At 61.5% G+C, this 25,169-nt stretch carries 22 protein-coding genes; 2 read left to right on the top strand and 20 right to left on the bottom strand.

The window, feature by feature from the left end; genetic code table 11:
* Positions 1 to 53: 53 nt before the first annotated feature.
* From CAQU_RS05765 to uvrA, 20 genes are all read right to left on the bottom strand, one after another.
* Entirely contained in the window at positions 54 to 536 is a 483-nt protein-coding gene (locus tag CAQU_RS05765; protein WP_075726020.1) for an arginine repressor, read from the bottom strand.
* Positions 533 to 1,477 (bottom strand): ornithine carbamoyltransferase, encoded by a 945-nt coding sequence (gene argF / locus CAQU_RS05760; RefSeq protein WP_075726018.1) that lies wholly within the window; start codon positions 1,475 to 1,477, stop codon positions 533 to 535. The genes CAQU_RS05765 and argF overlap by 4 nt, the downstream gene beginning before the upstream one ends.
* A gap of 59 nt (positions 1,478 to 1,536) precedes the next feature.
* Positions 1,537 to 2,751 (bottom strand): acetylornithine transaminase, encoded by a 1,215-nt coding sequence (locus tag CAQU_RS05755; RefSeq protein WP_075726016.1) that lies wholly within the window; start codon positions 2,749 to 2,751, stop codon positions 1,537 to 1,539.
* 52 nt (positions 2,752 to 2,803) lie between these two features.
* Complete coding sequence (gene argB, locus CAQU_RS05750; RefSeq protein ID WP_075726014.1) at positions 2,804 to 3,736, bottom strand: acetylglutamate kinase; 933 nt, start codon at positions 3,734 to 3,736, stop codon at positions 2,804 to 2,806.
* 51 nt (positions 3,737 to 3,787) lie between these two features.
* Positions 3,788 to 4,957 carry a bifunctional glutamate N-acetyltransferase/amino-acid acetyltransferase ArgJ gene (gene argJ / locus CAQU_RS05745; protein ID WP_075726012.1) on the bottom strand — a complete coding sequence of 390 codons (1,170 nt, stop codon included), beginning with the start codon at positions 4,955 to 4,957 and terminating at the stop codon, positions 3,788 to 3,790.
* Positions 4,958 to 5,000: 43 nt separating this feature from the next.
* Positions 5,001 to 6,047 carry an N-acetyl-gamma-glutamyl-phosphate reductase gene (gene argC, locus CAQU_RS05740; RefSeq protein ID WP_075726010.1) on the bottom strand — a complete coding sequence of 349 codons (1,047 nt, stop codon included), beginning with the start codon at positions 6,045 to 6,047 and terminating at the stop codon, positions 5,001 to 5,003.
* Between the two features lie 155 nt (positions 6,048 to 6,202).
* Positions 6,203 to 8,728 carry a phenylalanine--tRNA ligase subunit beta gene (gene pheT / locus CAQU_RS05735; RefSeq protein ID WP_075726008.1) on the bottom strand — a complete coding sequence of 842 codons (2,526 nt, stop codon included), beginning with the start codon at positions 8,726 to 8,728 and terminating at the stop codon, positions 6,203 to 6,205.
* A 55-nt stretch (positions 8,729 to 8,783) separates the two neighbouring features.
* The gene (pheS, locus tag CAQU_RS05730) at positions 8,784 to 9,821 is read right to left on the bottom strand and encodes a phenylalanine--tRNA ligase subunit alpha (RefSeq protein WP_075726006.1); all 1,038 of its coding nucleotides are present in this window, start codon (positions 9,819 to 9,821) and stop codon (positions 8,784 to 8,786) included.
* Positions 9,822 to 10,029: 208 nt separating this feature from the next.
* Positions 10,030 to 11,238: a galactokinase gene (galK, locus tag CAQU_RS05725; protein ID WP_075726004.1), complete on the bottom strand. Its 1,209-nt coding sequence runs from the start codon at positions 11,236 to 11,238 to the stop codon at positions 10,030 to 10,032.
* Positions 11,235 to 12,344 carry a galactose-1-phosphate uridylyltransferase gene (gene galT / locus CAQU_RS05720; protein ID WP_211276153.1) on the bottom strand — a complete coding sequence of 370 codons (1,110 nt, stop codon included), beginning with the start codon at positions 12,342 to 12,344 and terminating at the stop codon, positions 11,235 to 11,237. Before galT ends, galK begins: the two co-directional genes overlap by 4 nt.
* A gap of 114 nt (positions 12,345 to 12,458) precedes the next feature.
* Positions 12,459 to 12,704: a hypothetical protein gene (locus CAQU_RS05715; RefSeq protein WP_075726000.1), complete on the bottom strand. Its 246-nt coding sequence runs from the start codon at positions 12,702 to 12,704 to the stop codon at positions 12,459 to 12,461.
* Positions 12,705 to 12,743: 39 nt separating this feature from the next.
* Positions 12,744 to 14,399 carry a sodium:solute symporter family protein gene (locus CAQU_RS05710; RefSeq protein WP_075725998.1) on the bottom strand — a complete coding sequence of 552 codons (1,656 nt, stop codon included), beginning with the start codon at positions 14,397 to 14,399 and terminating at the stop codon, positions 12,744 to 12,746.
* 4 nt (positions 14,400 to 14,403) lie between these two features.
* A complete protein-coding gene (locus tag CAQU_RS05705; protein ID WP_075725996.1) occupies positions 14,404 to 15,249 on the bottom strand; it encodes an aldose epimerase family protein in 846 nt (281 codons plus the stop codon).
* 409 nt (positions 15,250 to 15,658) lie between these two features.
* Complete coding sequence (locus CAQU_RS05700) at positions 15,659 to 16,480, bottom strand: TrmH family RNA methyltransferase (protein ID WP_075725994.1); 822 nt, start codon at positions 16,478 to 16,480, stop codon at positions 15,659 to 15,661.
* A 92-nt stretch (positions 16,481 to 16,572) separates the two neighbouring features.
* On the bottom strand, positions 16,573 to 17,187 hold the full coding sequence (locus CAQU_RS12415; RefSeq protein WP_211276138.1) for a TM2 domain-containing protein: 615 nt from the start codon (positions 17,185 to 17,187) through the stop codon (positions 16,573 to 16,575).
* A 420-nt stretch (positions 17,188 to 17,607) separates the two neighbouring features.
* Positions 17,608 to 17,991, bottom strand: coding sequence for a 50S ribosomal protein L20 (gene rplT / locus CAQU_RS05690; RefSeq protein ID WP_075725992.1), 384 nt, complete (start codon positions 17,989 to 17,991; stop codon positions 17,608 to 17,610).
* Between the two features lie 60 nt (positions 17,992 to 18,051).
* A complete protein-coding gene (gene rpmI / locus CAQU_RS05685) occupies positions 18,052 to 18,246 on the bottom strand; it encodes a 50S ribosomal protein L35 (RefSeq protein WP_075725990.1) in 195 nt (64 codons plus the stop codon).
* 39 nt (positions 18,247 to 18,285) lie between these two features.
* The gene (infC, locus tag CAQU_RS05680) at positions 18,286 to 18,807 is read right to left on the bottom strand and encodes a translation initiation factor IF-3 (protein WP_157108924.1); all 522 of its coding nucleotides are present in this window, start codon (positions 18,805 to 18,807) and stop codon (positions 18,286 to 18,288) included.
* Positions 18,808 to 19,265: 458 nt separating this feature from the next.
* Positions 19,266 to 19,910 carry a hypothetical protein gene (locus CAQU_RS05675; RefSeq protein WP_075725986.1) on the bottom strand — a complete coding sequence of 215 codons (645 nt, stop codon included), beginning with the start codon at positions 19,908 to 19,910 and terminating at the stop codon, positions 19,266 to 19,268.
* 278 nt (positions 19,911 to 20,188) lie between these two features.
* Positions 20,189 to 23,200, bottom strand: coding sequence for an excinuclease ABC subunit UvrA (gene uvrA, locus CAQU_RS05670; protein ID WP_084563178.1), 3,012 nt, complete (start codon positions 23,198 to 23,200; stop codon positions 20,189 to 20,191).
* A gap of 87 nt (positions 23,201 to 23,287) precedes the next feature.
* Between uvrA and CAQU_RS05665 the strand changes: the two genes are divergently transcribed.
* Together CAQU_RS05665 and CAQU_RS05660 are read left to right on the top strand one after the other, a co-directional pair.
* Positions 23,288 to 23,968 (top strand): MBL fold metallo-hydrolase, encoded by a 681-nt coding sequence (locus CAQU_RS05665; RefSeq protein ID WP_075725984.1) that lies wholly within the window; start codon positions 23,288 to 23,290, stop codon positions 23,966 to 23,968.
* A 253-nt stretch (positions 23,969 to 24,221) separates the two neighbouring features.
* A complete protein-coding gene (locus CAQU_RS05660) occupies positions 24,222 to 25,040 on the top strand; it encodes a DoxX family protein (protein ID WP_075728440.1) in 819 nt (272 codons plus the stop codon).
* The last annotated feature ends 129 nt before the right edge of the window (positions 25,041 to 25,169 follow it).

Raw genomic sequence — 25,169 nt, 5'->3', positions numbered from 1 at the left:
AGGGGTTGGTTCATCCTCACTGAGAATGAACCAACCCCTTTTGGCTGCGCGACTTATTGGAAACGCGCCATAAAGCGATCAGCTAGCTGCTGCCCACTCATCGGCTCACGCGCCAGAACAAAAATGGTGTCATCGCCGGCGATACACCCCACCACTTCATCAAGTTGAGCCCGATCAATAAAGCTCGCTAGGTATTGCGCGGCACCGGCGGGTGTGCGCAAAACCGCCATGTTGCCGGAATAATCCACGCTCACCAAAATATCTTCCAACACCCGCACCAGCTTGTCGCGAGGGCCATCGAGATTTTCCGTAAGGGGGCCATCACTGCCGGGGGCGGTATAGGTCGACTTGCCGTGGGGGTTGCGCACCTTCACGACACCCAGCTCGTCCAAATCACGCGACAAGGTGGCCTGGGTAGTGGCACACCCCATCGTCGCCAACAGCTGGGCCAGCTGGCCCTGACTGGTGACGTCATGGTGGTCGAGAACCTGCAAAATCATGGCGTGCCGGGCGGCACGGGTATGCGGCGCGTTCACTGTTGCTGCTCCAAAAGCCAAACCATCAAAGCCTTTTGTGCGTGCAGGCGATTTTCCGCCTCGTCAAAGACGCGAGATTGCGGCCCGTCGATAACCTCTGCGGTGACCTCACTGCCCCGATAGGCGGGCAGGCAGTGCAAGAAAATCGCATCCGGTCCGGCGCTGCGCATGATCTCTGCGGTGACCTGATACGGCAGGAAGGGGGTGCGGCGATCCACGCCGTCGTTTTCCATTCCCATCGACACCCACGTATCAGTGATGACAACGTCGGCCCCCGCCACCGCAGCAACATCGTCTGTCACAGTGACCGTGGCGCCGGTTTCCTGAGCGCGAGCCCGCGCGCGATCCACAAACTTCTGCTTCGGCTGGAATCCCTCGGGAGCACAGATCGTGATATCCATGCCGGCGGTGGCGAAACCAATCATGTAGGAATTCGCCATATTATTGTCGCCGTCGCCGAGGTAAACCGCCTTCTTCCCCTTCAAACCGACAGGCCCTTGCTCGGGGCAGAGGTTTTCAATGCAGGTCTGCAGGTCCGCCAAAATCTGGCAGGGGTGCAAATCATCGCTCAAGGAGTTCACGATCGGCACCGTGGCGGTCTGCGCCATCTGAACGAGATTGTCGTGGGCGTAGGTGCGCCACACAATCATTTCCACGAAACGGGACAAAACCGCGCCGGTATCTTGATAGGTTTCTCCCTTGCCCATCTGGGTTTTTCCGGTATCAGCAACGATGGCATTACCGCCCATCTGGGCGATAGCAGCATCGAAGCTAAAACGGGTGCGGGTGGAGGTCTTATCGAACAGGACGGCGACAGATTTGCCGCCTTCCAAAGGCCGGCGGGCCAAAGGCTGCTGCTTGAGTGCAGCAGCCAACGCGAGCACGTCGGCCTGCTCTTGGGGGGTCAGATCGTCGTCGGCCAAAAAATGCCTGATACTCATTGCGTGATCCTTCGTGGTGTGGGAAAAAGAGAAAATCGTTGGGTGCTTGTTGGTACTGCCTAGGTGGCAGGGCTTTCGGAGTGGGCTTCTGCGATTGCGGTGGCCAATTTTTCGGCAGCCAGCTCAAGCTCGGCTGCGCTGATCACCAGGGGCGGCGTCAAGCGGATCACGTTCTCGGCGGGAGCGTTGAGAATAATGCCGTTGCGCAGCCCACGAGCGACCACATCTTTCGCGATCGGCTCCTTGAGCACCACGCCGAGCATCAAGCCCCGGCCGCGCACATGATCCACGCCCTCAATATCGGTGATCAATTTTGTTAAATGCGCGCCTTTATCGGCGACGGCGGCAATGAAGTCATCGTCGACGATGTCGAGCACCACCGCGGCCGCTGCGGTAGCGATCGGATTTCCACCAAAGGTAGTGCCGTGGCTGCCCGGGGTGAACAGGCTGGCGGCGCGACCGCAGGCCACAACGGCCCCAATCGGTAGGCCCGCGCCGAGTCCTTTGGCCATGGTCACCACGTCGGGCAGCACCCCGTCACCGTGCGCGTGGGCATAAAAGTCGCCCGTACGACCCACCCCGGTTTGCACCTCATCGACGATCATCAGGGCGCCCACCCGATCGCACAGGGAGCGAACTTCCGACAAGAAGCCCTCCGGCGCCGGAATCACGCCCGTTTCTCCTTGAATGGGTTCCAGAATGATGGCGGCAACGTTGTCGGGATCCTGCTCCACCAGTTCGGTTAAGGCTTTTGTATCGCCGTAGGGGTAAAACTCCACCCCGCCGGGAAGCGGCGCGAAAGGTTCGCGTTTGCCGGGTTGCCCGGTCATCGCCAGAGAACCCATCGTGCGACCATGGAATCCGTTTTCCGCCGCGAGGATCCGTCCCCGTCCGGTCAGACGGGCCAGTTTGAAAGCCGCCTCGTTAGCTTCGGCCCCGGAATTGCAGAACATAACCCGCACATCGTCGCGGCCGGGCGCGAATCGTTGGGCGAGTTTCTCGGCGACCGCAATACCCGGCTCGTGGGCAAAGAGGTTGGATACGTGGGCAAAGCTTTCCGCCTGATCGCTCACCGCTTTCACCAGGGCCGGGTGTCCGTATCCCAGGCTGCTGACGGCGATACCCGACAACATGTCGAGGTAGTTTTTCCCCTGCTCGTCGGTGAGGTAGCAGCCGTGTCCGTGAACAATGCCCAAAGCCGGGGTGCCGTAGTTGTTCATCATGACGGCATCCCACCGGGTCAACAGGGTGGGGTTTTCGGTAGTGGTGTGCATCGTGTGTTGGGTGTCCTTGCGTTGAAAAACTCCGCGGGTGGGGATTGCGGGCTTAGTGGTGGGAGCGGAATTCCGGGGCGGCCATGACTTGATCGCCACCCGGTTCGACCACCATGGTTCCGATACCGCCTTCGGTGAGCAGCTCGAGCAGCACGCAGTGGGCAGTGCGCCCATCGATGACGTGCGCTGCGCGCACCCCCTGATTGACGGCGGACAGGCAGGATTCCATCTTGGGGATCATGCCGGCATCCAAACTGGGCAGGATTGTGGCGAGGTCCTTGGGGCTGATCTTTGAGACCAGAGAGTCGGTGTTCGGCCAGTCCGTGTAGAGGCCTTCGACGTTGGTCAAAATCAGTAGTCGTTCCGCACCGATTGCGGCGGCCAAGGCCCCGGCGGCGGTGTCGGCGTTGATGTTGTACACCTGGCCGTCCTCATCGGGCGCGATGGTGGAGACCACCGGGATTCGGCCCGCATCGATCAGGTCCATCAGTGCCGTGGCATCGACGTGGGCGATATCGCCCACCAACCCGATATCGGTGAGTTCCCCTTCGACCTCTACCAGGCGTTTGGTGGCGGTGAACAGGCCGGCGTCCTCGCCGCTGGTTCCGATGGCGTAGGGGCCGTGGCTGTTGATCAATCCCACCAGTTCGCGGTTGACCTGGCCGAACAGGACCATGCGCACGATTTCCATCACCTCGGGGGTGGTGACGCGGAAGCCACCGAGGAATTCGCCTTCCAGACCCACCCGAGACAGCATGGAGGAAATTTGGGGGCCACCACCGTGCACCACCACGGGTTTCGCCCCGACGGTGCGCAAAAACACCATGTCGGCAGCGAAGGCGGCTTTTAGTTCGTCGTCGACCATGGCGTTACCGCCGTATTTGACGACCACGATTTTGTCGCGGAAGTGCTGCAGCCAGGGCAGCGCCTCAGCCAAGACATTGGCCTTGGTTTCGGGAGAGAGTTTTTTCAGCAGATCGTCCATGGTGTCTCTTGGTTTGTTGTGATGGAATGCAGCGGCGCTCTGGGTGGTGCTTTAGGTGGAGTACGCCGAGTTGATTTCCACGTAAGAGTGGGACAGGTCGGTGGTGCGCACGAAACCGGTACCTTCTCCCCCGGTGCCCAGGTCGATGGTGACGTCGATGTCGGGGCCCGACAGGTCGACTTCGCGGGCGTGTGGGGTGCCAGTGGTGCGCTCGCACACGGTGTGCCCATTAAAGGCCACGGAAATGTTGTCGGCGTCCATGTCAGCATCAGCCATGCCGACGGCCGCTAGCACGCGCCCCCAGTTCGGATCGGACCCGAACATCGCGCACTTAAACAGGTTGTCGCGGGCCACGGTCCGCGCGGCGGCTACGGCTTGTTCGTTGGTGGAAGTACCGGTCACGGTCACCGTAACGCGCTTGGTGACGCCTTCGGCGTCGGCCTGCATGAGATCCGCGAGCTCCGCGCAGGCCTGCAGCACCGCCGCGTTGAGCTCCTCCTGGCTGGGAGTAACTCCGCTGGCGCCATTAGCCATGATGATGACGGTGTCGTTCGTCGAGGTTGAGCCATCAATATCGAGAGTGTTGAAGGTGACATCGCTGGCGGCATTGAGCGCCGCGTGGAGGGCTTCCGGGGTGGCCTTGGCATCGGTGGTCAGGCACACCAACATCGTCGCCAACGACGGAGCCATCATGCCCACGCCCTTACCCATTCCGCCGACGGCAAAGCCGTCTGCTTGGACCAGGGTGGTCTTTTTGTAGGTGTCCGTCGTCAAGATGGCCTCCGCGGCGGCGATTCCCGCATCGACATCGTCGCTTACCGCGCCGCTGAGCGCATCAATGCCGGCGTGCACCTTGTCCATGGGCAGGCGCTCACCAATCAGACCAGTGGAGCACACCGCCACATCCGAAACGTCCATTCCTAGGTTTCGCGCTGCGTGCTCCACGCTGGCGGTCGCGTCTTCTACCCCGGGCACGCCGTTGCAGGCGTTGGCGTTGCCGGAGTTGTACAGCACCGCTTTAAGTTGACCGTCGGCCACAGCGGTGCGAGAGACTGCAACGGGCGCTGCGAACACCCGGTTGCGGGTGAACACTGCTGCGGCAGCGAATTCGGGGCCGTTGTTGACGACCAGCGCCATATCCGGCTTGCCGGAGGGTTTAATCCCTGCGGTGGTGGCTGCGGCTGAAAAGCCTGGTACTGCGGTGGGGCCGGTGACTGCCATGGGGATGACTCCTAAAGAAGGTGAAGGTGTGAAAGCGAGTGTGTTAGGGGGCGGCGGCGATGGTGGGAAGACCTGCGGTTTCCTCCCATCCCAGCGCGATGTTCATTGATTGCACCGCGCCACCGGCTGTTCCCTTGGTGAGGTTGTCGATGGCGGAGGTAACCACCAGGGTGCTGGTGCGCTCATCGACCGCGACTGCCAGGTGGCACATGTTGGTGCCCACCACATTTTTTACGTGGGGTTGAATGCCGGCGGGCAGGACGTGCACGAAGGGCTCGTCGGCGTAGAACTGCTCGTAGGTGGCCTGCACCATCTCGGCCGTGGTGCCAGCGGGCAGTGCGGCTTGGGCTGTGGTGAGAATGCCTCGCGCCATTGGTGCCAGCACCGGGGTGAAGGTGATGGCGAACTCTTGCCCATCGGGGTGGACCCCTTGCAGGTTCTGGGTAATCTCCGGGGTGTGCCGGTGTCGCCCGGCGACGTTGTAGGCGACAGCGTCACCCATGGTCTCAGCCCCGAGAAATTGCACCGCGGCTTTTTTACCGGCGCCGGATACGCCGGTAAAGGAGGTGACCGTGACGCGGCCGCTAATCAGCCCGCTATGAGCTGCGGGCAGCAGCGCCAGGGTGGCGCCGGTGGGAAAACAGCCGGGCACTGCGACACGCCGCGTGGTGGCTAATTGCTGACGTGCCCCGGGGATTTCCGGCAGCCCGTAGGGCCAGGTGCCGGCGTGCTTGGAACCGTAGTAGTGCTCCCACTCGCTGGCGCTGCGCAAACGGAAATCCGCGGCACAGTCGATGACGAGAGTGTCTGGGCCGAGCGCTTCGGCAAGGGGACCCGAGTGTCCGTGGGGCAAAGCTAGGAACACCACATCTGCGCCCTGCAGATTTTCGGCGGTGGTGGCCAGGATTTCCCGGTCCGCCAGTGGCACCAGGTGGGGTGCGTGCTGCCCGAGACGGTCGCCGACGCTGGAGGATCCGGTTAGCGCGTGGATGCTGAGCTGCCCGGACTGGTAGGCGGGGTGCCCGAGGATGAGGCGCAGAATTTCCGTGCCAGCGTATCCGGTGGCACCTGCAACGGCGATTGTAGTCATGCAGCCATCCTAGCATTTATACAAGCCATTGCAAATTATGCACCAGGTTTTTTACCCCCGCACCCCACACTCACAATCCCCCAGCCCCTACAAAGAAGATAGCGCCCTGCGCAGTTTCGCAAAAACCACGCAGGGCGCACCCCCATCAGCGGAAACTAGCCACGCAACTGCGCGCCAAAGGCCTTCTCCGCTGCCTCGACGGCCGCCAAACGTGCCGCCGAGCACTCATCGTCGGTCAGCGTCCGATCCGGAGCACGGAACGTCAACGCATAGGCCAAGGACTTCTTATCCTCACCCAGTGCCTCCGAGGTGTACACGTCGAACAGCGCGACGTTTTCCACCAGCTCACCGGCAGCCTCTTCCACCACACGACGAACCTCTTCAGCGCTGACAGACTTGTCAACGATCAGGGCAACATCCTGCAACAACGCCGGGAACGCCGACAACACCGGAGCAGGCGCCGACGGCGCAAAGGGCAACGCCGACACATTCAGCTCCATCGCACAGGTCCGCTCCGGCAGGCCAGCACGCTCAAGCACCTGCGGGTGCAACTCGCCGGCATAGCCGACCACGACATCACCAACACGCAACTCGGCGCAGCGACCCGGGTGCCAGGGCAGCTGGGCACCAGCCACCACATCCAGCTCCACATCGGCAGCGCGCGCCACCACCCGAGCAGACTCGATAGCATCGGCGTAGGTAAAGGGACGGCCCTTACCCCACGGGCCATCGAACTCGTCCAGACCACACGCCACGGTTGCAACGTGCAACGGCTGCTGCGGCAGGGAGTTCAGCAAGTCTTCCAGCTCAGCAGCATCTGGACGCTGTGCCACATTCAGCATCGGCGAACGGCCCTCACCTTGAGCAATGCTGACCTGCTCCAGACCGAACAACGCCACCGACGTCGTACCGCGGGCCACATTGCGCTTCAATGCCTCCAGCATCGACGGCAACAGGGTCGAACCCAGCTGGGCGTAGTCCGCATCCAGCGGGTTGAGCACCTTCACGGTTCGGCGGCGCTCATCATCAGCATCCAGGCCCCACACGTCAAACACGTCATTGGAGGTGAACGGGGTCGGCAAAATCTCCGCGAAACCGGTGTACGCCAACGCGTGGCCGATCGCACGGCGACGCAATTGCGCCGCAGTCAAGCCTCGGCCGGCAGGAGCCGTCGGCACGATCGAGGGAATATCCTCCAGGCCCTCCAAACGGAGAACCTCCTCCACCAAGTCCGCAGACATGGTGATATCCGGACGCCAGGTCGGCGGCACCACACGCAAGGTCTCCCCATCACGCTCGACCGCGCAGCCTACCTCAGCCAGGCGATCCAGCACCGTCTGCTCGGAATACTGCACACCGGCAATGTCGCTCGGGCGGGAAATCTTCATCTCCACGACCGGCATATCCCGTACCTCACCAACCAGGGTGCGGCCCGGGTTGACGGAGCCACCGGCGATAGCGACCAGCAAAGCGGCAGCCAAGTCGAGAGCCACCTCCACCAAAGCCGGATCCACGCCGCGCTCGAAACGCCGAGACGCCTCGGAAGACAGCTTGTGCCGGCGCGAGGTGCGGGCCACCGTAATCGGATCCCAGTGTGCGGCCTCGAAGAAGACGTTGACCGTCTCATCGGAGATCTCGCTAGTGGTGCCACCCATCACGCCAGCCAGCGACTGCACCCCAGCCTCATCGCAGATCACCACGTCCTCGGCGTGCAAAGCGCGCTCGACCTCATCCAAGGTCAGCAGCTTCTCCCCTTCTGCCGCACGACGCACCGTCAGACCACCGGTCAGCTTGTCCGCATCGAAAGCGTGCATCGGCTGCCCCAACAGCATCATCACATAATTCGTGACGTCGGTGGCCGCATTGACCGGTCGCTGGCCACACAGCATCAGCTCCCGCTGCAACCAGAACGGAGACTCGGCCGAGGGATCAATCCCTTCGACCAGGCACACACCGAAACGATCACACTTGGTGTCCTGCTCAACGGTGACGCTCAGCACCTCCGCGCCGGAAACATCCGGACGAGTCAGGCCCAAAGCCTTGATTTCCGGGACGGTGGTGAAAGGATCTTCCGCGATGTCAACGAAACCGGTTTCGAAAGCCGAGGCAATCTCGCGGGACAAACCACGAGCTGACAATGCGTAGCCGCGATCCGGGGTGACATTGACATCGAAGACGGTGTCTTCCAAACCCAACACCGGGCGGGCATCGTCGCCGGGGGCGCCCACCGCGGGATCCAGGGTGATGATCCCCTTGTTTTGGGCGCTAGCCAAACCCAGCTCAGCTGCGGAACAGATCATGCCGGCACTCATTCGGCCATAGGTTTCGCGGGCAGAAATGGCGAAATCGCCGGGAAGAACCGCGCCCGGGAGGGACACCACCACGGTAGAACCCTCGCGGAAATTGCGGGCGCCACACACGATGGACTGCAACTCCCCGGTGCCATTGGCATCACCAACATTGACCTGGCAGTGACGGATCGGCTTTTTAAAACCCGTCAGCTCCTCGATTTTTTCGACGCGACCAATAACCAACGGGCCGGTGGTTTGCGCAATAGGCTCATAGCCTTCGGTTTCGAAACCGACGCGGACAAAACCCTTGTCCATGTCCTCATCTGTGGCGGTGAAACCGTCCTGGGCCTGGCCAACGAGACGTTCGACCCAGCTCTTTGCGATCAACATAATGGATTAACTCTCCTGTTATGGGGTGTGTAGTGAAGCGAAATGCTGGGTAGTTCTAGGAGTGCACGCCGAAAGGCAAGGTGAAGCGCACATCGCCTTCGACCATGTCACGCATGTCGGACAGGCCATTGCGGAACTGCAGCGTGCGTTCCAGGCCCATGCCGAAAGCAAAACCGGTGTATTCCTCGGGGTCGATGCCGGCGGCGGTCAACACATTCGGGTTGACCATGCCGCATCCGCCCCATTCGATCCAACCGGCGCCACCCTTTTTGTTGGGGAACCACACATCGACCTCGGCGGAGGGCTCAGTGAAGGGGAAATAGTTGGCGCGCATGCGGGTGTGGGTGTCGGGGCCGAACAGGGTTTTCGCCAGGTGGTCGAGGGTGCCACGCAGGTGCGCCATGGTCAGGCCCTTGTCGACGGCCAGCCCCTCAATCTGGTGGAACACCGGGGTGTGGGTCGCATCGAGTTCATCGGTGCGGAACACGCGGCCGGGGCAGGCGATGTAGATCGGAACATCACGGGAGAGCATGGTGCGCATCTGCACCGGGGAGGTGTGGGTGCGCAGCACCTGCTTGGAGCCTTCCGGAGCGATGTGGAAGGTGTCCTGCAGGGTGCGGGCCGGGTGATCCGGCAGGAAGTTCAAAGAGTCGAAGTTGAAGTACTCGGCTTCCACCTCGGGGCCGTCTGCGATTTCCCAACCCATGCCGACGAAGATGTCGGCGATCGACTCAGACAGCTGAGTGATGGGGTGTAGCGCGCCGAGCTGGTGGCGGGTGGTCGGCACGGTCACGTCAACAGCTTCGGCGACGAGCACTTCCGCGTTGCGCTTTTCTTCCAGGCGGGTCTTGGCCTCCGCGAAGGCCTTCTCGACCCGTCCGCGAGCCATGTTGACCAGACGTCCGGCATCCTTGCGCTGCTCTTTCGGCAGGCTGCCGAGGCTGCGGCGGGCCATCGGGATGGGGGCGTCGTCACCGAGGTGCTCACGCCGCGCAAATGTCAGTTCGTCCAGGTTATCGGCGGAGGCAAAAGCGTGCTCTGCCGCGTGTGCGGCGGCGTCGAGCTGCTCTTGGGTAAGGAGTTCTTCTGACACGGGTGTGAAGTCCTTCGGTTGGCTTTTGGTGGTCTAACCTGGCAATGATACCCCGCTTTAATGGTGCCAGTCACACCTACCCCTTTTACCCCCATGTTTTTCATCACGGGGAGTACCTCTTTGAAGGGCGCAGCCTTTAAGCACTGGATGAACTGGTGGCTGCGCCCTTGAGGTGCGGGGCGGGTGTTTTTGTCGGCGTCGACGGTGCCTAGGCGATCCGGCGGGCGCCGGCGCTGGGGGTGGCGAGCATGAAGGTCGGTTCGGGGTACCCGCCTTTTTTAGCTGCCGCGGCAATAGCAGCCATGGTGGATTCGACCTGGTCTTTGGGCACCAGTGCGATGACGCTGCCGCCGAATCCACCGCCGGTCATGCGGGCGCCGTGGGCCCCGGCGGCTTGGAATGCCGATTCGAGTTCCTCGGTGACGACTTCGAAATGGTCGCGCAGCGAGATGTGGCTATCGGCCATCAGGCGCCGGAAGGTGTCGAAGTCGGCGCGTTCCAGAGCATGTGCGGCTTCGATTGTGCGGGTGGTTTCTTCTTGCACGTGCTTCACGCGACGGGCGGCCACCTCCGGTTCGATGCCGGCGGTGTTGTGTTCGCCTTGGGCCCAGGTGCGGGCGGCCTCAGCACCGTTGGGGAGGGTGCGCAGGCTGCCGAGGTCGTGGGCGACGGCGTCGATGACGCCTCGGCGGGAGGCGTATTGGCCGTCGGCGAGGCTGTGGGGCGCATTGGTGTCGGCGATGAGCAGCACCAGGCCTGCGGCGTCCATGTCGCAGGGCACGAGGGTGAAGGTGTTGGCAGCGAAGTCGATGGCGAGGGCGTGTCCGGGTTGCCCAAACAGGCTGGCCCGTTGGTCGAGCCCCCCGGTTGAGGCGCCCACTACTTCGTTTTCTGCGCGGATGCAGGCGTCGACGAGGGCTGCGCGGGCAGTGTCATCGGGGCTGGTGCCGGTGGCAAGCTCGTAGGCGGCGACAGCGACGCTGCATTCCAGGGCGGCTGAGGAGGAAAGTCCGGAGCCGACCGGCACGTCACTGACCAGGGCGATATCCATGCCTTCGCAGGTGGGGATGGCCCCGCTGTCGAGTCCCGCCCAGATGGATCCGGCGATATAGCCGGCCCAGTTGGCGGGGTTGTTGGGGCCGACTTCGGCGAGTGGGATGTCGAGCCGGAGAGTGTCATCGGCCTGGGAGACAATGCGTAGCAGCCCGTCCGTGCGGGGCGCGCAGGCGGCGGCGGTGGATTGTCCGAGGGCGAAGGGGATGGAGACGCCGTCGGCGTAGTCGACGTGTTCGCCGATGAGGTTCACCCGCCCTGGGGCGGCCCACACCCCGGTGGGGGTGGTGCCGAAGGTGTGGGTGAACAGGGCGGTCGCGTCGGCGGCGAGTTGGGTGTCGTCGCGGTGGGTTGCGATGGTCATTGCCAGATCTCCTTAAAGCGGGTGGCGATGCGTTCTGGGGTGGTATCACTGATCCACACCCCCATGGCGGATTCACTGCCGGCGAGGAATTTCATTCGGCCGGGTGAACGCATGAGGGAAAACAGTTGTAGGTGTAGGCGGCACAGATCACGGTCGGGCTCGCCGATGGGCGCCTGATTCCAGCCGGCGATGTAAGGGGTTTTGTCCACACCGTCGAAGAAGCGGTCGACGGCCGTGTACAGCTTTTTCAGCAGGGGCGCTAGTGCGTCTTTTTCGGCGTCGCTGAGTTCGGTGAAGTCTGCGACGTTGCGTTTGGGGGCGAGGATGACTTCCATCGGCCAGCGCGCCCCGCCGGGGACGAAGATGATGAAGTCGTCGGTTTCGGCGATGACGCGGCGGCCGTCGGCTTTTTCGGCGGCGATGATGTCGTCGAAGAGGTGCCCACCGGTTTTTTGGCGGTGCGCCCGGGCTTGTGCGAGAAGTTGCTCGGTGCGGGGCGGCAGGAAGGGGTAGGAGTAGATCTGCCCGTGGGGGTGTTGCAGGGTGACACCGATTTCTTCGCCGCGGTTTTCGAAGGGGGTGACTTGTTTGACTCCCTCGATGGCAGATAAAGCTGCGGTGCGGTGGGTCCAGGCTTCGATGACGGTGCGGATGCGAGTGACGCTGAGGTCCCGGAAGGATTGGTTGACGTCGCTGGTGAAGCAGACGACTTCGCAGCGGGCGTATGCGGGTTTTTCAACGTAGAGCGGTTGCTCGCCGACGTGCCAGGTGGCGTGCGGGTCGCCGTCGAGGTGGGTGCTGAAGGAGGGGAAGCGGTTTTCGAAGACGACGACGTCGTAGTCGGGGGCGGGGATTTCGGAGGGGTGTTCGGGGTCGGTGGTGGGTGCCAGTGGGTTGTCTGCTGCTGCGGGCATGAAGGTGCGGTTCATGCGGTGGGCGGCGTAGGCGACCCATGCTCCGGTGAGGGGGTCGCGGCGCATGGTCGACACGGTGGTGGCTTCGGGCAGTTTCCGGGTGTCGGGGTAGGAGGCCCGATCGTGGCCGTCGGTGTCGTCGAAGTAGATGATTTCGCGGCCGTCAGCGAGGTGGGTTGGGTGGACGGTGATGCGGTTTGTCATGGTGGGGTGGTCCTTGGGTGCTTGAAAGCGATGACGCCCCCGGGTGTGCCGCGTGGTTTTTGGGGCGGGCACACGCGGGGGCGTTGGGTGCTGCGGTGGGACTTATTCTTCAACGATGATGGGGCGCAGTTTGGCCCACAGCATGAAGATGACGGCGACGGCGAGCATGCCGGCTCCGGCGTAGAGGTTGTCGGCGTCGTTTTTCATGGGGGAGCCGGAGTCCATGACGAAGGAGCAGATGATGAGGACGATTCCGTAGATGCCGAGGAGTGCGCCGATGACGTTGCGGATGTCGAAGGCGCCGGCCTTGTGGCGGGATGCCTGGGGTTGGGTGTGTGGGGTTGCCATGGGGTGTGGTCCTTTGCGAGATGTGCTGCTGGGGCGGGGTTAGGCGAAGATGACGTTGAGGGCGATGACGAGGATCATGGCGAGGGTGCCGAGCGGCACGGTGCGCATGTACCACGGCATGGTGGCCTCGGTGGCGTCGACGAGTTGCGCCTTGGGGGTGACGGACTTGACGAAGCCGACGAGTTCTTCGTCGGGTTTGGGGGTGGTCATCGCGGAGACGATCAGGGAGACGATGATGTCGGCGGCAAAGGCGATGGAGGCGGCGACGAAGGCGGTGCCTTGGCCGGGCAGGTTGAAGATGCTGGCGGTGGCGTCGGTGAAGTTGGAGACGTACCAGTAGGCCACGGCGGAGAGGGTGCCGGCGACCAGGCCGGTCCAGCCTGCGGTGGGGGTGATGCGCTTGACGAACATGCCGAGGATGAAGGTGGCGAACAGGGGCGCGTTGAAGAAGCCGAACAGGGTTTGGAGGTAGTCCATCACGTTGCCGAAGTTCTGGGCGATCAGCGCGGTGAACATGGCGATGATGGTGGCGGCGGCGGTCATGAGGCGGCCGAATTTGAGGTAGTAGTCGTCGTCGCGGTCTTTGACGACGTAGGTTTGCCAGATGTCGTAGCTCATCACGGTGTTGAAGGCCGAGATGTTGGCGGCCATGCCGGCCATGAAGGAGGCCAGCAGGCCGGCGATGGCGACGCCGAGCAGGCCGTTGGGTAGCAGGTCGCGCATGAGCAGCAGTACGGCGTCGTTGGGTTGGCTGGTGGGGTTCTCCCCCATCAACTCGGCGACGAGGACGCTGGCGACCATGCCGGGGAGCACCACCAGGAAGGGGATGAACATCTTGGGGAAGGCGCCGATGATGGGGGTGCGGCGGGCTGCCGAGAGCGATTCGGAGGCCATGGCGCGCTGGACTTCGACGAAGTTGGTGGTCCAGTAGCCGAAGGAGAGGACGAAGCCGAGGCCGAAGACGATGCCAACGACGGACCAGACGGGGTTGGAGAAGCCGGAGATGTCGGTGCCGGGCCAGGTGTGGAAGTGGGATTCGGTGGCGACGGCGTCTTTGAGTCCGGACCACCAGCCGACCCGGTGCATGCCGATCAGGGTCAGCGGGAGCAGGGCTGCGACGATGACGAAGAATTGGAGGACTTCGTTGTAGATGGCGGCGGACAGGCCGCCGAGGGTGATGTAGGACAGCACGATGGCGGCGGCGATGACCAGGGTGACCCATAGTGGCCAGCCGAGCAGTGCGTTGACGATTTTGGCGAGCAGGAGCAGGTTGACGCCGGCAATGAGCAGCTGGGCTAGGGCGAAGGAGATGGCGTTGACGAGGTGGGCGCCTTTGCCGTAGCGGCGGCGCATGAATTCGGGAACACTGCGCACTTTGGAGCCGTAGTAGAAGGGCATCATGACGATGCCGAGGAACACCATGGCGGGGATGGCGCCGATCCAGAAGTAGTGCATGGTTTGGAAGCCGTATTGCACGCCATTGGCGGACATGCCGATGATTTCGACGGCTCCGAGGTTGGCGGAGATAAAGGCCAGGCCGGTGACCCAGGCGGGCAGTCCCCTGCCGGAGAGGAAGAAGTCGATGGAGCTGGAAACACGGGATTTTGCGGCCCAGCCGATTCCGAGTACGAAGATGAAGTAGATGGCGACCAGGGCGTAGTCCACCCAGCTGGCGTCGAGCCTTAAGTGTGTCATGGGATTAGCGGTTTTCTGTGTGGGTTGGAAGTGAGAGGTTGTGGGCGCTCAGGGTGAGCGTGTAGGTGTGCCGGCCGGGGCCTGCGAGGTCAACGCCAGTGTTGAGGGCGTTGGGTGGCGCGCTCATGGGTTCTACGGCGAGGGCGCGCCCGGTGTGGGGGTAGTCGGCGGCGGTGTAGATCTGTAGCCAGCCCATGGTGGTGGTCAGTTGTACTGCGCCGTGTGGGCCGTTGAGGGTGACGACGGGTTCGGTGATGTGGAAGCAGTCGTCGAGTTGCATTCCGCGCAGCACCCAGGGTGCGGGTGGTGCGGGGGTGCTGGCGCCGGTGGGTAGGAGTCGGTCATGGGACAGCTCGAGGTGGCTGTCGGCGCTTAAATGCAGGGTGCAGTCGTCGACGGCGGCTGCCGGGGCGCGCAGGTAGGTGTGTACTCCCAGCGCGCTGGGGCCGGTGCTGTCGGTGGTGTAGGTGGCTTTCAGCCCCCGCTCGTCGAGGCTGTAGTGGGCGGTGATGGTGGTGTCAAAAGGCCACCGCTCGTCCAGGGTGAGGGTGAGTTCCACGGTGTTCGCACTGGTGTTGACGATGTCCCAGTCCCGGTCGACCATGCCGTGGAGGGCATTGTTGCGTTCCGGTTCGGTGATGGGCACGTGGTATTCGGCGTCACCGTAGGTGAAGGTTCCGTCCGCGAGTCGGTTGGGCCACGGCGCGAGCACCATTCCTGCGCTCAGCGGTGGGGGTGTGTGCTCGAAGGTTTCGACGAGTGCGTGCCCCCGATAGGTCAGCGCCTGGAGGGCTGCTCCAAAGGTGTTAATGGTGGCGGCGTAGTCGCCGTGTTCCAGTGGGATTCGCATGCGGTCTCCTTTCGATTTCCAAAAATAAACCGCCCACTGGGTGCCCGCAATGAGTTTCATGTAGGAGGAATCTCACTATTTCTCACATCCCGACGAAACGCAGGCCCTTGTCCACACGACCTTAAAAACACATAAGTGTGGCGCATTACGGCAGTTGGGGGGCACTTTTCGGAACAAAAATGCCCATCACCGCAGCGCATACACTCCAAAGCTCACCGTCTCACGATGTGGACAAAGCACGATCGGGACAACCCCACTTGTCAGACAAGTGAACAACGCTCAAATTCTTAACGTTTTCTTACCTTTCACTTTTTACCCCCGAATGTGGGCACTGCTGCCCCTTCTCCCCTGGCATACAAAGGAGGCGGTGCGTGAAAACTTCACACACCGCCTGAGCGAAAGAAAATTTTTAGCGTTCTGCTGCCCGCGCCAACTGTTTGGCCGACTCATACAGGCAGATGCTGGCTGCGGTGGCCAGGTTGAGGGATTCTGCGCGACCCCGAATGGGGATGCGCACCCGGTGGGTGGCCTTGGCTAGCAGCTCATCCGGCAGGCCGTGAGCCTCGTTACCGAACAGCCATGCGGTGGGTTGCGCCAAAATTTCGTCGGCCTCATCAAGGGATACTTCCCCATCGGCACAGGTCGCAAGGATGTTGAGCCCTTTAGCCTGGAGGCGGTCCATGGCGGCCTGCAGGTTGGTTTCACGCGCGACCGGCACGTGAAAAAGGCTGCCCGCACTAGAGCGCACGGCTTTGGGGCTTTGCGGATCGACGGTGGTGCCGGCGAACAGCACCGCATCGGCACCCACCGCGTCGGCGACTCGAATTAGGGTGCCGGCGTTACCGGGTTCCGCGGTCTCCACCGGCACTGCGACCAGGCGGGGACGGCGGCCCAGAACTTCCTTAGCCGGCCACATCACCGGCGTGCACAGGGCAAAAATTCCGGGCGGGGTGACCGTATCCGACATGGATTTTGCTGCCCGGTCGGTGATGGGATCGACCCGCACCGATAGGTGTTGCGCGGCTGTGATGAGATCCGCGAAGCGTTGCGCACCGGCCTGGGTGACGAAAACCTCCCGGGCGGCACCGGTGGCAATGGCAGCGTCGACGCTGTTGGGGCCTTCGGCCAAAAATAGGTCGGCCTTCTTGCGCCCCTGGCTGCGCAGCAGCTTGGCGGCGTTAACGATGCGGGGGGTGCGTTCCGTGAAGGCGAACTCGAAATCCAGATCCATAGCTACCCAATCTACACCGCCACCCCGACCCCACAGCCTCAGCCAACCAGGCCACAGCTGGATGCAGCTGTACCCCACCGGGCCTGAGAGGTTTATTGGAAGGGGTTGCCCTTGGAGTCGGTGGAGTACCAGCCACCGCCGATGAGGATCATGATGATGTCAACGATGATCCACACCGTCAGCACCGGCCCAAATAAGATGCCCAAGACGCCGAAGGTCAAAATGCTCAGCGTCGTCAGGCCCAGCTTGATCAGCCCGCGCATGGTGTATCCGGCGTAGAAATCGTGCACACCAAAACTACCCAGGAAAAACGCCAACAACACAGCAATGAGTTTCGATTTACGTTCCTGCGGCATCCGGCCGGCGAACCCGCTCTGGTTAACCCCAACCTGATAAGGGTTGACGGTGGCAGGCACCGGATTCGGGATACCAGGACCAGCAAAACCTGCTGCGGGGCCGGTCTGTTGGCTATTGAGGGGCTGACCCGCGAAGCCTTGTGGGGGCTGCTGGCTAAAATCAGGCATACCCGCAACCGGTGGTGGGGGCGGCGCAAAGCCTGGTTCTGGGGCCTTGTCCTGCCCCGCCGGGGTGGAGTCATCCCCTATAAGATGCTCGGGGCGCCAGGGCTGCTGCCCACCAAATGTGGGGCGGTAGGGCTCGTACCCCGCACCGCCCGAACCGTTGTGGGGATCGTGTGGTGTCGTCATAACAGCTTTCCTCCGAACAAAACCAAAAGACATTCACAGCACACATACCAAACACGCACTGTGCCTGCCGGCAGCCGGTGCTGTTGGGTAGCGGCCACAAGCGCGCTTATGCAACCACAGCCTCACGGCCAGGGTGAGGCACTCACAGCGCACAAAGGTGACCGTGCTTTTGCACAGTCTACAACCCCCACCCCTGCCCCACAGTGTCTGCCACCTACAGCATTGCCGCACACCGCGAAAAAACTGGTGGTATTGCTGTGCAAAAACACAGGATGCTCACCACAGCCTGCCGTTTCAACGACGGTTTGAAACCGCCCTGCCACAGGAGAAAAAACCACCGCCCCCGTGCTGCAACATGGCAGCCACGGGGGCGGTGGGAAAGCTTAAAAGACAAGAGTCTTTGAGCCGAGGTGAGCTGTATTAGGCAGCCTTGGGAGCGTTAACGTCCTCAGGCAGAGCAGCCTTGGCAGCTTCGCAGATTGCGGTGAAAGCAGCGAAGTCGTTCACGGCGAGATCGGCGAGAACCTTGCGGTCGACCTCGATCTCAGCCAGACGCAGACCCTGGATCAGGCGGTTGTAGGTGATGCCGTTCATACGAGCAGCAGCGTTGATGCGCTGGATCCACAGCTTACGGAACTCACCCTTACGGGCGCGACGGTCCCGGTAAGAGTAGGTCATGGAGTGCAGCCACTGCTCCTTGGCCTTACGGTAAAGGCGAGAGCGCTGGCCACGGTAGCCCTTGGCGGACTTCAGGATTTCGCGACGCTTCTTCTTGGCGTTGACGGACCGCTTGACACGTGCCACGGTGATACTTCCTTAAAAGTTGTTTTCGGGGTTTGAAGGGTGATGGGGGGAAAGCGTGAATTACGCCTTGCCCAGGAGACGCTTGACGCGCTTGGTGTCAGCCTTGTCGACGTCAGTGGTGCCCTTCAGGCGGCGGGTGCGGGTGGAGGGCTTGCCCTCGAGGAGGTGGCGGCGGTTCGCCATCTCGCGACGCAGCTTGCCGGAGCCGGTGACCTTCACGCGCTTAGCGGTGCCCTTGTGGGTCTTCTGCTTCATTTTTCTTCGTCGTCCTTTGGGTTCAAACGTGTAAGAGTTTTACTTCTTGGCCTTGCGCAGCGGGCCGATGACCATGGTCATGTTGCGGCCGTCCTGCTTTGCCTTGGTCTCAACGGTGCCGTACTCAGCAACGTCTTCAGCAAGGCGGTCCAGGAGGCGGTAACCAAGTTCGGGGCGAGACTGCTCGCGACCACGGAACATGATGGTGACCTTGACCTTGGAGCCCTTCTCCAGGAACCGGATCACGTTACCCTTCTTCGTCTCGTAATCGTGATCATCGATCTTCGGACGAAGCTTCTGCTCCTTGACCACAGTCTGCTGCTGGTTCTTCCGAGACTCACGCGCCTTCTGCGCGGCCTCGTACTTGAACTTGCCGTAGTCCATGATCTTGCAAACCGGCGGCTTAGCGTTCGGTGCAACCTCAACCAGGTCGAGATCGGCATCGTAGGCAAGCTTTCGGGCATCCTCAATACGGACGATGCCAACCTGTTCACCACCGGGGCCGACTAGGCGGACCTCGGGGACTCGGATGCGCTCATTAATGCGAGCTTCAGCGCTGATGTGTACTCCTCAAGTAGCAGTGGATAACGTACATACCCTTTTACCGCGTGGGAGGAAATGTCCCGAAAACATAAGGAAAGACCCTCACCGGTTTCACACCGGATATGGGCCCAACTCACGAGAAAAACCCGTCCACAATGGTTGCGAACGGGAGATCCTTGTTTAAAACTCGGAGAACTTCACCTTGGCCACAGCCAAAGCTGTGAAGTTCTACCGCGAAAAACCATGATCCGACCCAAATAACTTTGGGTGGCTTCTGGTGGGAGGGACCTCCACTTGCGGCCCGCGAGAAAGAACATCAACCACACATAGCTGATGACGCCTCGGCGGGCGGTAGTGCCTGAAACCATAACACGATGCCGAGCAGATACACAAACCGACACGGCCACCTAGCTCCACACGCGGCAGCCGCCACGAGGTGCACCCCGCACTCCCCCATCAAAAGCAGCACCTGTATTTTAGGCGCCTACGTGCTGATACACCATTCCAAAACCAACCGCCGCAGTACACACTGCCGGCGAATCCTTGCCTTCAGTCGGCTTCAGCAAACTGCACGTCACCGTCAACAAACGCGCCCGATCGTGATCGTAGATGCGCTGCTTGACCTGGATCCCACGATGCACATACGCCACCCGAGCTGCTTTACTGCCCGTGCCCGTCGACACCGGATCCGGCGCTGCGGGATCGGGATCCACACTGGTCGTCGTCGCCTGCTCGCTCAATCCCCCGGCAGGCTGCTCCTTGACACCCAAGGTCAGCGCCTCCCGCAGCTGCGGCAAAAGCTGCCCGGCAACATCTTCCGCAAAACCGCAGCTGCCGGAACCCACCACAAACATTTCCGGAACATCGCCAGAAAACACCGGGTCACACTTGTGCCCATCACGCGGCGGGTAGGCCTTAATGTCGACATGATTCGTCAGATCATCCGGCGGCAACAATGCCGCCGAAGGCTCTGCTGCGGGGTCAATGCGGCTGGTGTCGTTCAACACTAACCCCGCCCCATAAAACGCCGCCGACAGCACAATCAGGCAGGTCACCACAACAAAAAGCGTATTACGAACCCGATTGCCTCGATCCGGGACCGCATAGAGCGCTTTAGCCATGGGGCAACCGCCCTCCCTTTCACACATCAACGACCCCGACGCGCAGCAACTAGGAAGAAAACTGTCGCGCCCGGCGCCTAATTTTTACCGCACTCACCCTAGCACCACAACCCGCCAAGCACCGGGGAAAGGTTCGGCGTCCCACCACCCCCTCGCCCGCCGCTAAGCACACCCCACCGGACCCCACCACCAACCCCCTGCCAGACGCCCGCAACCACGGGCGCCTCACAGCAGGCGAAAGCACACAGCAGAAGCCAGAGGCAAGCGATCACCCTGGGCTACCGCGCCGACTTCGCAGCCTTTTTCACAGTGGCTTTCTTCGCAGTGGCCTTCTTCACGGCCTTCTTGGCGGTCTTTTTAGTGGCCTTCTTCGCCGACTTGCTCGCGGGCTGCGCTAGCGCAGCAGCCGGATTCGGCACCTGCTGCGGCGGATGCGCCACATCGACCATCTCCGCCAAGAACCGGCCCGTATGCGACTGGGAAACCCCAGCCACCTGCTCCGGGGTGCCGGTCGCCACCACCGTGCCGCCGCCGGCGCCACCCTCCGGGCCCATGTCAATAATCCAGTCGGCAGCCTTGATGACGTCGAGGTTGTGTTCGATGATGATCACCGAATTGCCCTTATCAACCAGCCCCTGAATGACCAACATCAACTTCCGAATATCCTCAAAATGCAGACCCGTGGTCGGCTCATCAAGGATGTACACGGTTCGGCCATTCGAGCGCTTCTGCAACTCCGCAGCCAGCTTCACACGCTGCGCCTCACCACCAGACAACGTCGTTGCGGACTGCCCCAAACGGACATAGCCCAAACCAACATCGACCAGGGTGTCCAAGTAGCGGTGAATCGAGGTAATCGGGGCAAAAAACTCTGCAGCCTCAGAAATCGGCATGTCCAACACCTCAGCGATGGACTTGCCCTTGTACTTGACCTCCAGCGTCTCCCGGTTATAACGCGCGCCCTGACACACCTCACACGGCACGTACACATCCGGCAAGAAGTTCATCTCAATCTTCAACGTGCCGTCACCAGAACATGCCTCGCAACGACCACCCTTGACATTGAAGGAGAAACGACCCGGCTTATAGCCCCGAACCTTCGCCTCCGTCGTCTCCGCAAACAAGTTGCGAATCTTGTCGAACACACCCGTATACGTCGCCGGGTTCGAACGCGGAGTACGTCCAATCGGGGACTGGTCAACCTGCACCAACTTATCCAGGTGCTCCATGCCATCGACACGAGTCGCCTTACCCGGAACCTGGCGGGCCTTATTCAAGGTGTTAGCCAACACCTTCGCCAAAATGTGGTTAATCAACGTGGACTTACCGGAACCAGAAACACCGGTAATGCACGCCAACACACCCAAAGGAATATCCACGGTGACATCCCGCAAGTTATTCTCCCGGGCACCCACAATCGTCAACTGACGATCAGGGTCGATCGCGCGCCGCGTCGCCGGAACCGCCAAAGACTTACGCCCCGACAAATACGCCCCAGTCAGCGACTCCTCACAATCCCTAATCCCCTCCGGGGCACCCTGGTAAACGACCTCGCCACCAAACTCACCCGCCTTCGGGCCAATATCAACCAACCAGTCGGCAGTCGTAATCGTGTCCTCATCGTGTTCCACCACGATCAACGTATTACCGATATCGCGCAAGTGCTCCAGCGTGGTGATCAGTCGCTGATTATCCCGCTGGTGCAAACCAATCGACGGCTCATCCAGCACGTACAACACGCCAGCCAAACCCGAACCAATCTGGGTTGCCAAGCGAATACGCTGCGCCTCACCACCAGACAACGTGCCCGCAGCACGATTCAACGACAAATAATCCAAACCGACATCCAGCAAAAACTTCAGCCGCGCCTGAATCTCCTTCAGCACCGCGCCCGCGATGATCTCCTCCCGCGGGCCCAAAGTCAACGAGCCCAGAAAATCACTCGCGTCCGCCACCGACAACGCCGTCACACCAGCAATCGACAACTCACCATGCGTCGTCGACCCCATGCGCACCGACAAAATCTCCGGCTTCAAACGCGTGCCCTCACAGGCCGGACACGGCACCTCACGCATGTAACCCAGCAGTCGCTCTTTTTGAGAATCCGACTCCGACTGATCAAGCTTGCGGCGCAAATAGGGCACCACGCCCTCATAAGGAGCAGTCCACGTCCGGACCCGGCCATAACGATTCTTATAACGAACCGTCACCTTCTCCGGGCTGCCATACAACACAGCTTTACGGTGCTCAGCACTCAACGAACTCAGCGGGGCCGTCTCATCAAAGCCCAGCACTTCCGCCAACGCCGTCAGCATCTTCTGGAAATACTTGATGTTAAAACCCGTCGACCACGGCTGGATCGCGCTGAGAACCGGCGCGTCCTCATCAGGGATGACCAAATCCAAATCGATCTCCAGCGCCGTGCCCAAACCATCACACGTCGGGCACGCACCATAGGGCGAGTTGAAAGAAAACGACCGCGGCTCCAACTCATCCACGCCCAACGCATGCCCATTGGGGCACGCCATCTTCTCACTGAAACGCCTAAACCGATTCGGATCCCCCTCATCCAAGGTCACAAAATCGAGCACCACCACCCCATCGGCCAACTCCAGCGCCGTCTCCACACTGTCAGTCAAACGCTGCCGGGCAGAATCCTTCACCTGCAGGCGATCGATGACCACCTCAATGTCGTGCTTAATCTGCTTTTCCAGCTTCGGGGGGTTCGACAGCTGATGCACCTCCCCATCGACCCGCACGCGGGAATAGCCCTGCGCCGCCAGATCGGAAAACAGCTCCACAAACTCACCCTTGCGGGTACGCACCACTGGAGCCAGCACCTGAAACTTCAGGCCCTGTTCCATCTCCAGCACCTGATCGACAATCTGCTGCGGGGTTTGCCGAGAAATCGCCGCATCACACTTCGGGCAGTGCGCCGTACCCGCCCGCGCGTACAACAAACGCAAATAGTCATACACCTCGGTGATGGTGCCCACCGTGGAACGCGGATTACGGTTCGTCGACTTCTGATCAATCGACACCGCGGGCGACAGCCCCTCAATGAAGTCCACATCGGGCTTATCCATCTGGCCCAAGAACTGACGCGCATAGGAGGACAAGGATTCCACATAACGGCGTTGCCCCTCAGCGAAAATCGTGTCAAAAGCCAATGAAGACTTTCCCGAACCGGACAAACCGGTGAACACGATCATTTTGTCGCGAGGCAGATCAATATCCACACCCTTGAGGTTGTGCTCCCGCGCACCGCGGACGATGAGACGCTCAGCCATGAAGCTTGTCAGCTGCCTTTCCATTGGCGAAAAATTTTTCGAACTTTATCGAACATACCAGGCACAGCGCCCTTTAAGATATGACCTATGAGTTCTACTCCAGCAGAGCACAACCACACCCCCGACACCCAGCCCACGGCCGGTGGCCTCCACCTGGACCAGATCAGCGTGTCGGACTACGACAACAACTGCTACCTCCTCGTCGATCACGACCGCACCCTGCCCAACGGCACTCACCCGGCCCTACTCATCGACGCAGCAGACGACGCCCCAGCCTTGCTACAGCTGGCCGCCGACAACCACGCCACCATCACGGACCTGCTCACCACCCACCAACACTTCGATCACATCCGAGCCACCGAAGAAATCCTGCACAAAACCGGCGCCACCCACTACGTCCCCGGCCCGGATGCTGCGGGAATCCCCGGACAACACGATGAGATCCTCTCCGACGGCGACACCATCACCTTCGGCCACCACAGCCTTGGTGTCCGTATCGTCAGCGGGCACACCCCCGGTGGCGCCATCGTATCCACCCACCTCGCCGGAGACTCCGCCGCCCACATTTTCGTCGGCGACAACATCTTCCCCGGCGGCGTCGGAAAAACCGACAACCCCGACGACTTCACCAGCCTGCTCAACGGGGTGATCGACGCCGTATTCAACTCCTTCAGCGACGACGCCGTAGTGCACCCCGGGCACGGCGCATCAACCACCGTTGGCACAGAACGCCCCAATCTTGAACAGTGGCGCCAACGTGGCTGGTAAATCCAACCCCAACCCCTAAAAAATAGCCAGCAATCCCACCCACCCAATCTGGAACCTCTGCACACAGCACCGTTCCTTATATAGATTGGTGGGTACGAATTCATCGTTAAAGCACCCCGGAGCCTCCAGCGCCTGCGCGCTGGAATGTCTGGAATGTTCTGAACCACCGGCGCGTTGTACAACACACCGCCGTTGCACAGCAGGTGCACATACAACAACCCGACCTTTATGAAGGAAGCGTGACTCAAAAGTGATTCTGCGTAAACTCGCTCGTCCCATGCTCGCCAGCGTCTACATTGCCGACGGCGTAGGCATGGTGACCAAGCCGGAAGCACACGCTGAAGGCGTCGAGGCTGTCGTCAACCGCCTCAAGACCGTCCTTCCTCCCCAGTACCGTCGCGCACTGCCCAACGACAACGAGCTGATCGCCCGCGGCATCGGCGCCACCAAGGCCTCCGCAGCATCCCTGCTTGCCCTTGGCAAGGCACCCCGTACCGCAGCTGCCACCCTCGCACTGCTGGAAGTTCCCACCATCATCGCCCGCAACGCCTTCTGGGAGACCCAGGAGCCGCACGTGAAAAAGCAGCGCCAGACCGGGTTCCTCACCTCCGTCGGCCTGCTCGGCGGACTGTTCATCACCAGCGCCGACACCGCCGGCAAGCCCGGTGTGGCGTGGCGCGCCAACCGCGCAGCCAAGGACGCCAACAAGGCCATTCAGCGCGCCCTGCCCACCAAGTCGGAAACCGAAAAGTTCACCGACGCCGCCGGCGAGCAGGCAACCGCTCTGGCTGAATCCACCAAGGGATTCTTCAAGGACGCCACCGACAAGGTGGCAGAATACGTCGACATCGCCTCCGATTACATCGACGACAACAAGGACGACTGGTTGGCGCGCGCCCAAGACAACGCCGATGCGGCAAAGACCAAGGCCGTCAAGATCGCCGCTGCAGCACAGCAGCGCGCTGACGAGGCACAGTCCAGCTACTCCAAGAACGCCAAGAAGTACCAGAAGCGCGCCGATAAGGCCGTCGCCAAGGCACAGAAGAAGCTGAAGAAGAAGTTCGACATCTAACTTCCGCATTCTGCGCCGTATCCCAAAGGTCGCGCGGTCACCTCAGCAGTGGCAGCGTGGCCTTTTTTGGGCGCCTCCCCAGCCCAACTCACCCCCGCACAACACGGACAGTGCAAGCGCACATCCCCG

The sequence above is a fragment of the Corynebacterium aquilae DSM 44791 genome (assembly GCF_001941445.1).
Taxonomy (GTDB): Bacteria; Actinomycetota; Actinomycetes; order Mycobacteriales; family Mycobacteriaceae; genus Corynebacterium; species Corynebacterium aquilae.
The sequence above is the reverse complement of the archived record's forward strand: the minus strand, read 5'-3'. Positions and strand labels throughout refer to the sequence as shown.

Bases quoted from the DNA above. Each gene is read 5' to 3' on its own strand.
- argF (WP_075726018.1), bottom strand. From the start codon at position 1,477: ATGAGTATCAGGCATTTTTTGGCCGACGACGATCTGACCCCCCAAGAG.
- CAQU_RS05755 (WP_075726016.1), bottom strand. From the start codon at position 2,751: ATGCACACCACTACCGAAAACCCCACCCTGTTGACCCGGTGGGATGCC.
- argB (WP_075726014.1), bottom strand. From the start codon at position 3,736: ATGGACGATCTGCTGAAAAAACTCTCTCCCGAAACCAAGGCCAATGTC.
- argJ (WP_075726012.1), bottom strand. From the start codon at position 4,957: ATGGCAGTCACCGGCCCCACCGCAGTACCAGGCTTTTCAGCCGCAGCC.
- argC (WP_075726010.1), bottom strand. From the start codon at position 6,047: ATGACTACAATCGCCGTTGCAGGTGCCACCGGATACGCTGGCACGGAA.
- pheT (WP_075726008.1), bottom strand. From the start codon at position 8,728: ATGTTGATCGCAAAGAGCTGGGTCGAACGTCTCGTTGGCCAGGCCCAG.
- galK (WP_075726004.1), bottom strand. From the start codon at position 11,238: ATGACCATCGCAACCCACCGCGACGACACCCAACTCGCCGCCGACGCG.
- CAQU_RS05715 (WP_075726000.1), bottom strand. From the start codon at position 12,704: ATGGCAACCCCACACACCCAACCCCAGGCATCCCGCCACAAGGCCGGC.
- CAQU_RS05710 (WP_075725998.1), bottom strand. From the start codon at position 14,399: ATGACACACTTAAGGCTCGACGCCAGCTGGGTGGACTACGCCCTGGTC.
- CAQU_RS05705 (WP_075725996.1), bottom strand. From the start codon at position 15,249: ATGCGAATCCCACTGGAACACGGCGACTACGCCGCCACCATTAACACC.
- CAQU_RS05700 (WP_075725994.1), bottom strand. From the start codon at position 16,480: ATGGATCTGGATTTCGAGTTCGCCTTCACGGAACGCACCCCCCGCATC.
- CAQU_RS12415 (WP_211276138.1), bottom strand. From the start codon at position 17,187: ATGACGACACCACACGATCCCCACAACGGTTCGGGCGGTGCGGGGTAC.
- rpmI (WP_075725990.1), bottom strand. From the start codon at position 18,246: ATGAAGCAGAAGACCCACAAGGGCACCGCTAAGCGCGTGAAGGTCACC.
- CAQU_RS05675 (WP_075725986.1), bottom strand. From the start codon at position 19,910: ATGGCTAAAGCGCTCTATGCGGTCCCGGATCGAGGCAATCGGGTTCGT.
- uvrA (WP_084563178.1), bottom strand. From the start codon at position 23,200: ATGGCTGAGCGTCTCATCGTCCGCGGTGCGCGGGAGCACAACCTCAAG.
- CAQU_RS05665 (WP_075725984.1), top strand. From the start codon at position 23,288: ATGAGTTCTACTCCAGCAGAGCACAACCACACCCCCGACACCCAGCCC.